The organism is Bradyrhizobium sp. (assembly GCF_049512235.1).
Lineage (GTDB): Bacteria > Pseudomonadota > Alphaproteobacteria > Rhizobiales > Xanthobacteraceae > Bradyrhizobium.
The window spans coordinates 1-9,887 of sequence record NZ_JBEKXH010000245.1 but is presented as its reverse complement, the minus strand read 5'-3'; the positions used below and the strand labels follow the sequence as shown (position 1 = coordinate 9,887).

Here is a 9,887-nt window from a genome sequence, read left to right as displayed (position 1 = left end):
CGCTGTCGTCAAAGGCAAGGCTGCCGCCTTGGGATACCAAACCGAGCTCGCGCCAGAGCGCATCGAGATCGGGGCTCACCGGCTTGTCGCCCCATGCCTGATGTTGACGCGTGAGCACGTCGAGCCCGACGGCCTTGTCCGCGGTGGCCAGGATGCGCTCGATCGGCCAGTCGACTTCGTGGTTGCCGCCGGCGGCGATCACGCCGCGCATGGCGTCCTGCAAGCCCAGCCGGTTGGAGGTCCGCTTGCGTATCTCGATGTCCGCGAAGAGACAGAACATGGCGCCGCCCCAGTACTTGCGGCCCCAGGTGTCGGTGTTGTCGAGACCCTCGTCGCCGGCTTGCGGCAGCCCTTTGGGCATATCGCGCATCATCGCTTGCCAGATTTCCGTTGCCGTCAGGTCTCCGGCCTGAACCCGCGCGATCGGTTCGACATAGACCGCCAGTCCTTCCGACAGCCAATTGTAGCGCTCCTCCATGTCGGGAAGGGCCAGATGCACCATTTCGTGGACCATGACCCAATCCTGCCTGAGATCGCCCTCGCTGGAATCGCGGCCCAGCAGCACCCGGATCGCGGCGCCGCGATAACCCCAGGTGGTTCCCCCGCGAACGCGGGGACCGTCGACCGGCACCAGCAGAAGTTTTAGCGAGTTCACCGGAAAGCGGCCGTAATAGGTCGAGACGGCCCTGGCGGAAGTTTTCACCCAATCCAGAATTTTCTCCTTCGGCAAGGCGATATCGCCGGGGGCGAAGGCTGCATGAATCACGCCGCCGCCGACTTCGAGGTCGGTCTTGGGGAGCCGGTCGAATGCGTCATAGGGCATGCGATCGCCGCGCAGGAATTCCGATTGCGCCGAAGCCGGTGAGGAGAACGCGCAGAAAAGCACAAGCGCCCTGAGGCTGGCGCCAACGATCAAGCTGATGTCGTCGATGCATTTCATGAGCACGACGCGCTTTGCGGCTTGATCTCGCCTGATCGATCGTCCGCGGCCATTCCCGGCGCCAGGAAGGCCGTCACCTGTTCGGCCAGATCGTCGACCATCGCCGCGAGCAGCACCTCGCCCTTGGCGCGCGTCGCCAGCGTCGGGTCGCCATAGCTGCCGGAGCGGCTGTAATTGGGCGAGGAAATGTCCGATGGCGTCAGGCGGCCCGGCGTTTCCCGTTGCCGTCGAGGACTGGCCTCCGCGCGCGACATGTCGACCAGTTCGGGCGCGAGCGCCAGCATCAGCGACGTCTCGAGTTCGTCGGCGTGGCTGCCATGGCCCTGCTCGGAAAGCCGTGCCGCCGCGCGGCGATAGCGCGGTCCGTCGTATGCTTTGAGATGCAGCACATCGCGGCTGTCAAGCCGCGCCAGCGCGCGATCGACCGGGGCCAGCGTGCTGAGGCCGGTATCGACCACAAAGGCTGCGCGGCAGCCAAACCTCAGGATTCCCGCCACGATCTCGTGGATCGATGCCTCGAACACCGGCGCCGACAGACTGCCGCTCCCGGCATATTCGACGAAGGCCGGGTAATAGCCGTAAGTGACCGTCGGCCAGATCAAGGCGTCGATGCGACCCGCAATCCGCGCGGCCAGCCATTCGGCCTGGATGCGGTCGGTATTCAGCGGCAGATGGAAGCCGTGCGCCTTGGCGCCGGCGCCGATCGGCAGAATGGCGGCGGCGCCGTTGCCGATGCGCCGCGCGACCTCGTCCCAGCTCAATTGTTCGATGATATTGCGATCGGAATCCGCTGGCATCCGTGCCGCCCTCAATTGCCGACGACGGCGTCCGTCAAAAGTCCCGCCGCGATCCAGCCATGCAGATAGAAGGCGGCGCGTGCCGCGGCAGCATCGGGATCGTCATACGTCGCCAGCATGGCGCAGAGCACACCGAAGGGAATGCCATCGGTCGCCTCGGCCCACAGCATCGCCTCTTCGCCGGTCAATTCGCGGAACATCGGCGTCACATCCTGCCGCCATGCCAGCAGCCGGCACGGCTCGGCCAGCGCGACCGCATCGGGCGGTGTCTGTTCGCTTTTGAGCGCGAGCCAGAGGGCGGAGGCGTTGGTCGAAACATCGAGCCTGAAGGCGCTGGGATGGGGCCGAAATCTCAGTTCGCTCCAGACTTCCGGGACAAAACCAGCCATGTCGGACAGGGCCAGCACCGGTGCATCCTCGGCGTCGAACGCGTCATTGAGCACCTTTTCGAGCGCGGCGAGATCGGACAGCACGGGGTGATCCTGGTAGGGCGCGGTCGATTTCAGAAAATCCGGCAGCGCGTGCGAGAACCAGCGCAGGTTTGGATGCTGCGACGGATGGGCGGCGACATAGGCGTGCCCCATGGCGTCGAACATGTCGTCGCCGAGATAGAGATGCAGCAGTTTATGATCGTTGCGCATGGCCTCGACCAGCCGTGACCCGTAGGCATATCTGTAGACGCCGAACAGGACCTCGCGCTTTTCCCGGGGACTGTCGAGAATTTCGGTCAGTACCGCGTCGTCCCCGGTCAGGATCGCGCGCTGAAAATCGCTCTGCTGGCGTGCCAGATCGCTCATCGGACCCACCGAACTGGCTCTGGCAAGACCGCCGCCGCGATCTCCCGGGTTCGATTGACTTCGACGATGAGTTCGCCGAGCGGGGGAATGTTGTCGTCGCGCTCGATCATGGTCGAGACGCGGCCGAAATGCTTCAAGGCCGCGACGTAGAGGTCAAAGACGTCTTCGCACACCGGATGGTCGTGGGTATCGATGATGTGCGTGCCCACATGGCTGTGCCCGGCCATGTGAAACTGAACCACCCGGTCCGCCGGGATGCCCCGAAGAAACGTCAGCGGATCGTAGCCGTGGTTGAAGGCGCTGACATAGACGTTATTGACGTCGAACAGCAAAAAGCATCCGGAGCGGCGCGACAGCTCGCTGAGAAACTCCCATTCCGTCATTTCCGAATTGCTGAACTGCACATAGGTCGAGACATTCTCCAGCACGATGGCGCGGCCGAGATATTCCTGGACCAGTTGCACGCGGTTGACGACGTGATCGAGCGCCTCGCCGGTATAGGGAATTGGCAGGAGATCGTGCAGGTTCTTGCCATGGACCCCGGTCCAGCAAAGATGATCCGATATCCACTGCGGCTCGACACGCCGCGCCAGATCGCGCAAGCCCTGAAGATATTCGAAATCCGGCGGCGCGGTCGATGCAATCGACATGGACACGCCGTGCATGACGACCGGGTAGCGCTCGCGAATCCGGTCGAGCACGCGGAGCGGCTGGCCGCCCGGCAGCATGTAATTTTCGCTGATGACTTCGAACCAGTCGATCGGCGGATCGCCGTCGAGAATCTCGTCGTAATGCTGGGCGCGCAGTCCGAGGCCAAATCCGAGGAACGGCGGCCTGGCGGAACGGCTTTCACGGCCTGCAAGCGCGGCCGGCGCATCCGGCGAATGGCTTAGGACATCATTCATGGAGCCAATCCACTAGCACGGAAGCCGCGGCCCGGCATACACCGGGCCACGGCCTCCGCGGTCGAAATTGATCAGGCTGGCTCGAACTTGCCCTTGGCCGCGTCGCATTTTTCCTTGGTCAAGGCGGAGAAGCCCTGGCCCTTGCAGGCATTCAGCCCCTTGCAGGCATGATTGCCGCCCTTGCAGGCGCTTTGGCCCTTGCAGGCGTTGGCGCCGATGCAGTGACCCTCGTCGGCCGCATAGCTTGCGGTCGACATGGTTGCGCCGGCCAGGAACAGGGTTGCCGCGGCAGCGGCGACGGCGGCGCCGGACTTGGAAGTAACTTTCATCATTCTTCCTCCAATGGGGTTTTCAAAAGTGCAGGGGATTTCGACCGCGAGACCTTTCCCGGCCAGCCCGCACCTGGTTTTAGCTACGTTACGAACTGGTTGCTGGTTACATGGTCGACAGCTTATTTTATCATCTACCGCCGCGAGCCCGCCGGCGGTTTGCATATTTTCCACGGGGTAACGGCGTAGCTTCCGACGCCGGTACCGCCGTATTGAGAGAGCCCGGCTTTGCCGGGCGCTCTCCGGGTCAGCGGGGCGGATCAGCTCTTGACGTACTTGGCGCCCATCGCATTGCAGGCCTTTTCGGAGGTCATCGAAAAGCCGGTGCCCTTGCAGGAGTTCAGGCCCTTGCAGGAATTTGCGAGGCCCTTGCAGGAACTTTGGCCCTTGCAGGCGTTGCCGGCCATACACTTGCCCATGGCTGCGTGTGCGGTCGTCGATGCCGTCGACACCGCCGCACCGGCGAGAAACAGGGTTGCAGCGGCGGCGGCAAGCGTGGCACCGGATTTGGAATCCAACTTCATGACGATCTCCTCGATGAATGTTTGATGACAAAATGTGACACCGTGAGCATCCAGTGACCGGATTGATCACCACATGCACGACGAGCGGGAGGTTCGGACGGCCGTCAAATCGCGGAAACTTCGCGGCAGTCCGCATGCGGGCAGGTCGCCGATCCCAGCTAGAGGACCGTGGCTTGCCTCATGCGGTCCCCTTTGGGTGTTCCGCAATTTGACTGCTCGTCCGGAGCTAGCTACGGGGCACCGGCCGACTTGGTTACAGTGGTTTCAAAAAAAGTTTTCATTTTTTTCCCAGCCGGCAATCCGTTCCTGCCAAACACCGGCAGAAAGTTAGTATTTCATTGCACTTAAAAAAAGCCCCGGTACTGCTGGGCCCTGTCTTCAGGCCCCAGGTCTCGTATTAAGGGCGAGGCGGCGCTCTCTCACTCCCTCCCCCCGCTCTTGCGGTGGGGTGGGTGGGGTGGGGGTGCCTCCGCATACACTGCCGCCTGCGATAGACCCCCCACCCCCGACCCCTCCCCACCGCTGCGCGGGGGGAGGGGAGCGTAGGCAGCGCGGCTCCCTCACAAGGCCTTCGCCCGCCCCCTGTGCTGTCAGGTCGATTCCTTGGGATCGGCGAAGGTATTGACGAGCAGCCGATCCAGCGAGGCGGCGCCGGGTCCGGCAATCGCAAGCCAGAGGAAGGCCGCGAAGTAGGTCGCTTCCTCGAAGCCCAACAGTGTTTCCAGCGAATCGACGTCACCCCATTTGGCCGACCTGACGGCAACGACCATGACGACCGCCAGCATGGCCGCCGGGATGCGGGTGAACAGGCCGAGGATCAGCATCGCACCGCCAAAACATTCCACGCCGGCGACGAACGGCGTCAGGACGTTCGGATATGGAATGCCCCAATCGGTGAAGTTCTGGATCATCTGCGGAAGCGCGTTGAGCTTGCCCCAGCCGGCCAGCATGAAGACGTAGCCGATGACAAGCCGCATGATCAGCGGCGCCGCCCAGGAAAAATAGGATGCTATGCGCGCCGGCAAAAGGATCAGAAGATTGACGATGAATTTCATGCTACCCCCCTCCAATTAAAGCGAGAATTTGTTTGACACCAGGCTGCGGCCGACCGCGTCAATCGCGCGCAGGATAATGCCGTGCGCGAAGCGTGTCGCGATCCCCGGAGGTTCGTTGCGAACATTCGGCTTGTTACACGGCCTTGGGCCCCGTACGCGAATAAACGACTCGGATTCTCGGACCGGCCCAGGCACGGTGCGCTCGCCCCGCTCTTCGCGGGGCCTTCGCGGGGAGAGAGTTGGGGTAAGGGTCGCCCTTCGAGGCGATGGCGCCGGTATCTTTGGCCGGCCGTTGCCGATAGGTTGTTTCCGTTCATTCGATGAGGGCAGGCCAACATGCGAATCGGGATACGCGTCGCTGTCTCCAGCCTTGTGCTGGCATCGATCGTGGTCAGCGCCCTCGGCGTTCATCTTTTGTGGTGGCGGACCGCGCAACAGGTCAGCCAGACGCTCGCCGACACCATCAATGATCAGATCGTCTCCGCCGTCGGCGATGAGCTGCAGTCGATCACCACCGAAGCGAGGTCTGCTTTCACCGCGGTGCGCACGCTGTTCGTCGAAAAAGTTCTCGACAGCCGCGACGCCAAGCGCAGGTTTGTATTCCTCTCGCAGTTGCAGGCCCAACCGACCATTTCCTGGGTCGCGTTCGGCTGGCCGGATCATTCGTTCTTCGCCGCGCACAAGCTCGGCGATTCCGCCATCGAAATGCTCGGGCTGGCCGGTGGCGAGACCAAAATGCGGATCGACCGTTACGAACTCGCAGGCGAGGACGTCCAGTTCAAAAACCAACGTGTCGAGGACACCCAATATTCCGTTACCGATCAGCCATGGTACCGCGAGGCCGATCAGTCCAACGAGGAGCGCTGGGTCAGGCTGACTACCCATCCCGGCGGCGAGCGGCCGGCGGTGGCGCTGGCAGGGCCGATCGACGTCGATCATAAGCGCGTGGGCGTACTGGCCATCATCATCGAGCTGACCCGGGTCTCGAATTTTCTTTCACAGCTCACGGTCGGCAAGTCGGCCGGCGCCTTCATTCTCGATCGCGACGGCGCGGCGATCGCCTCTCCCGATCCGGACGCCGACGAAACGACCGCGATGAAGACCAGCCATCCCTTGTTTCCGGTCGCCGTCGACGCGATCCGGCAAGCCGGTGGCAATTACGAACCGGACAAGGGCCAGGCCTTTCACATCGATGTCAGCCGCAACGGCAGGGCCTATGAGGCGGTGCTGACCCCGATCTCGTTCCCGGGCTGGTCGCTCGTGACCGTGGTTCCCGAGTCGGAATTCCTCGGGCCGGTCGAGGCCACGATCCGCAAATTGCTGGTCGGCCTCGCGATCCTGATCGTGCTCGCGGGGCTATTGTCGGCATGGCTGGCCCAGCGGCTGATCGCGGCGCCGCTCATCAAGGTGGTCGGGGAGATCAGGCATGTCGAGCGCTTCGACCTCGAAAAGGTCGAACGGCACTCCTCGCAATTGACCGAAATCGAGAATCTCTCAGGCGCGATTGCGGATATGGCGCTGGGGCTCGCCGCGTTCAGGAAGTACATTCCCGCTGACCTGGTCCGGCGTCTGATCAGCGATGGCCTTGGTGCGCGTCTCGGCGGGGCGGTGCGGCCGATGAGCGTGATGTTCGTCGACCTGGCCGGTTTTACCGGAATGTCCGAACGAATGGGCGACCGGGTCATCCCCCTGCTGTCGCGCTATTTCGAGTCCGTTTCGACGCAGATTCAGCGCCACGGCGGCACCATCGACAAGTTTATCGGCGATGCCGTCATGGCCTTCTGGGGCGCGCCAGCGCCGAATTCGGACCATGCCACCGACTGCTGCCGGGCTGCCTTGGCGTGTGCGCGCGCCGTTCGCGAGCTCGATCTCGTCGACGGGGAGGGGGGCAGCATAACCATACGCATCGGCATCAATTCCGGCGACATGCTGGTCGGCAATATCGGGTCTGAAGTCCGGCTGAACTATACGGTCATCGGCGACGCCGTGAACATTGCCAGCCGCCTTGAGGGCACCAACAAGCTCTATGGTTCGCAGATCATCATTGGTCCGCAAACGCGCCGGCTGGCTTTCGATCACATCCGGGTTCGCGAGCTCGATCGGCTCGCCGTCTACGGGCGGAGCGGTGGCTTGCAAATCTACGAATTGCTGGGCATGGCCGACGAAATGATCGATTTGCCGGGCTGGGTCGAATGTTACGAAGCCGGCCTTGCCGCCTACCGCGCCGGTCATTTCGCCGCCGCGATCCATGAATTCGAGCAAGCCATCGCGCTTCGGGCCCATGATCCGGCGTCATCGGCGATGATCAAACGTTGCCGGCAGCAGCTGGAGGCGCCAGTCAACGCTGATTGGGATGGTACGACGATCGCCCTGACGAAGTAGCCGGCTTCGGAAAGCAGGGCCGGGCATGTCCGCCCAGCGATGGCGTTTGACCCCTCGAACCGCCCGCGTTACGACAAGGCGTCTTCGATCGTTTAAAGCCAAGCCGGATTATCAAACATGTCCTTCAACAGCTTCGGCCATCTATTCCGGGTCACGACCTTCGGCGAAAGCCACGGGGTCGCGATCGGCTGCGTGGTCGATGGCTGTCCGCCGCGGCTCGCGCTCACCAGCGAGGACATCCAGCGCGATCTCGATCGGCGCCGACCCGGGCAATCGCGTTTCACAACGCAGCGGCAGGAGCTGGACGCCGTGAAGATCCTATCCGGCGTGATGGCGCATCCGGAGACCGGCGTGCAGGTCACGACCGGGACGCCGATCGCGCTGTTGATCGAGAACACCGATCAGCGTTCGAAGGATTATTCCGACATCAAGGACAAGTTTCGCCCGGGACACGCCGATTTCACCTATGAGGCCAAATACGGCCTGCGCGATTATCGCGGCGGCGGCCGGTCGTCGGCGCGCGAAACCGCATCGCGGGTCGCGGCCGGCGCGATCGCGCGCAAGATTTTGCCCGGCGTCGCCGTGCGCGGCGCGCTGGTGCAGATGGGTCCGCACAAGATCGATCGCGACAAGTGGGATTACGACGAGATCGGGCGCAATCCGTTCTTCTGCCCCGACAAGGACAAGGCCGCGTTCTTCGAAACCTATCTCGACGGCATCCGCAAAAAGGGCTCGTCGATCGGCGCGGTCATCGAGGTGATCGCCGAAGGCGTGCCGGCGGGGTGGGGCGCGCCGATCTATGCCAAACTCGATGCCGACCTCGCCGCGGCGCTGATGAGCATCAACGCCGTCAAGGGCGTGGAGATCGGCACAGGTTTTGCGGCGGCCGAACTATCCGGCGAGGAAAATGCCGACGAGATGCGGATGGGCAACCAGGGCGTAAGCTTCCTGTCCAACCATGCCGGCGGCATTTTAGGGGGCATCTCGACCGGCCAGCCGGTCGTGGCGCGTTTTGCCGTCAAGCCGACGTCGTCGATCCTGTCCCCGCGCCGCACCGTCGATCGCTCCGGCGCCGACACCGACATATTGACAAAAGGCCGCCACGACCCCTGCGTCGGCATCCGCGCCGTGCCGGTAGGCGAGGCCATGATGGCCTGCGTGCTGGCGGATCATTTTCTGCGGCACCGGGGACAAATGGGAGGTGGGAGTCTGTAGGGCGGATTGGAGGCGCAGCCGTAATCCGCCGTCTACGTGGCGAGATGGCGGGTTACGGCTTCCGCCTCCAAGCCGCCCTTGCGCTGCCCTCCCACGATTTCATATCGTCTATGGCCGCTTGGACAGCTGTGGAGTCAGCCACGATCAGCCGCTCCAAAAGTCGGCTTCGCAACCAGGGCGTCCGTACCGGCAGGCGAGGCCATGATGGCTTGCGTGCTGGCGGATCATTTTTTGCGGCATCGGGGGCAGTTGGGGGGCTGAGCAGCTGAAGGGGCCTGCGGGGCTGCGCATCAACCGTAAGGCACGGCTTGACAACTGTAAGTTATTGCCTTACACGCCGGACATGATCCGATCGTTCCGAGACAAGGCGCTCGAACGGTTCTTCGCAACTGGCGACGGACGCCGGCTCAGCGTACAGAATACGAGACGTATCGCCAACATTCTGCGGTCGCTCGACGATGCATCGCGGCCAGAGGACATGAACTTGCCGGGGTTCCGCTTTCATGCGCTCACCGGCCGCGACAAGGGGCGCTACGCGCTCAACGCCAGTGGAAACTGGCGGATTACATTCGGTTGGATAGAGGGTGATGCCATCGAGGTCGATCTCGAAGACTATCACTGAGGATAGGTTAAATGACCAGGAAGTACCCGAAGCGAAGCCTGCCGCCCATGCATCCCGGCGAACTTCTCCGCGAGGAGATTTTGCCGGCCCTTGACCGGCCCAAGACGGAGATTGCCAAGCTGCTCGGCGTGTCGCGTCAGACCCTTTATGACGTCCTGACGGAAAAGCAACCGGTCACTCCGGTCATGGCGTTGCGGCTCGGGAAGCTGTGCGGAAACGGTCCGGATCTCTGGCTCAATCTACAGAAGCGATACGACCTGCATCGCGCGCAGCAGGAACTCGGCGACAAGATCAATAGCATTCCGACGCTGGAAGCCGTCT

At 63.0% G+C, this 9,887-nt stretch carries 11 protein-coding genes; 4 read left to right on the top strand and 7 right to left on the bottom strand.

Features of this window, described 5'->3' with window-relative positions:
• The 7 genes from ABSG20_RS21405 to ABSG20_RS21375 form a co-directional block, all read right to left on the bottom strand.
• Window positions 1-940 (bottom strand): hypothetical protein (locus tag ABSG20_RS21405; protein WP_423866507.1); only part of this gene is annotated, 940 nt, incomplete at its 3' end.
• Window positions 937-1,737, bottom strand: a complete 801-nt coding sequence (locus tag ABSG20_RS21400) for a creatininase family protein (RefSeq protein WP_423866506.1) — start codon at window positions 1,735-1,737, stop codon at window positions 937-939. The genes ABSG20_RS21400 and ABSG20_RS21405, both read right to left, overlap by 4 nt.
• An 11-nt stretch (window positions 1,738-1,748) precedes the next feature.
• The gene (locus tag ABSG20_RS21395) at window positions 1,749-2,534 is read right to left on the bottom strand and encodes an HvfC/BufC family peptide modification chaperone (RefSeq protein ID WP_423866505.1); all 786 of its coding nucleotides are present in this window, start codon (window positions 2,532-2,534) and stop codon (window positions 1,749-1,751) included.
• Window positions 2,531-3,439 carry an MNIO family bufferin maturase gene (bufB, locus tag ABSG20_RS21390; RefSeq protein WP_423866504.1) on the bottom strand — a complete coding sequence of 303 codons (909 nt, stop codon included), beginning with the start codon at window positions 3,437-3,439 and terminating at the stop codon, window positions 2,531-2,533. The genes ABSG20_RS21395 and bufB overlap by 4 nt, the downstream gene beginning before the upstream one ends.
• A 71-nt stretch (window positions 3,440-3,510) precedes the next feature.
• Window positions 3,511-3,768 carry a BufA2 family periplasmic bufferin-type metallophore gene (bufA2, locus tag ABSG20_RS21385; protein ID WP_423866503.1) on the bottom strand — a complete coding sequence of 86 codons (258 nt, stop codon included), beginning with the start codon at window positions 3,766-3,768 and terminating at the stop codon, window positions 3,511-3,513.
• A gap of 260 nt (window positions 3,769-4,028) precedes the next feature.
• Window positions 4,029-4,292, bottom strand: a complete 264-nt coding sequence (bufA2, locus tag ABSG20_RS21380; RefSeq protein ID WP_423866502.1) for a BufA2 family periplasmic bufferin-type metallophore — start codon at window positions 4,290-4,292, stop codon at window positions 4,029-4,031.
• Between the two features lie 590 nt (window positions 4,293-4,882).
• Window positions 4,883-5,347: a DoxX family protein gene (locus ABSG20_RS21375; RefSeq protein ID WP_423866501.1), complete on the bottom strand. Its 465-nt coding sequence runs from the start codon at window positions 5,345-5,347 to the stop codon at window positions 4,883-4,885.
• Between the two features lie 336 nt (window positions 5,348-5,683).
• Here ABSG20_RS21375 and ABSG20_RS21370 point away from each other — a divergent pair, with 336 nt between their 5' ends.
• The 4 genes from ABSG20_RS21370 to ABSG20_RS21355 form a co-directional block, all read left to right on the top strand.
• Window positions 5,684-7,729, top strand: coding sequence for an adenylate/guanylate cyclase domain-containing protein (locus ABSG20_RS21370; RefSeq protein WP_423866500.1), 2,046 nt, complete (start codon window positions 5,684-5,686; stop codon window positions 7,727-7,729).
• A gap of 117 nt (window positions 7,730-7,846) precedes the next feature.
• Window positions 7,847-8,944 (top strand): chorismate synthase, encoded by a 1,098-nt coding sequence (gene aroC, locus ABSG20_RS21365; protein ID WP_423866499.1) that lies wholly within the window; start codon window positions 7,847-7,849, stop codon window positions 8,942-8,944.
• A gap of 343 nt (window positions 8,945-9,287) precedes the next feature.
• A complete protein-coding gene (locus tag ABSG20_RS21360) occupies window positions 9,288-9,566 on the top strand; it encodes a type II toxin-antitoxin system RelE/ParE family toxin (protein WP_423866498.1) in 279 nt (92 codons plus the stop codon).
• Between the two features lie 11 nt (window positions 9,567-9,577).
• On the top strand, window positions 9,578-9,887 hold a 310-nt coding region (locus ABSG20_RS21355), incomplete at its 3' end, for a HigA family addiction module antitoxin (protein ID WP_423866497.1).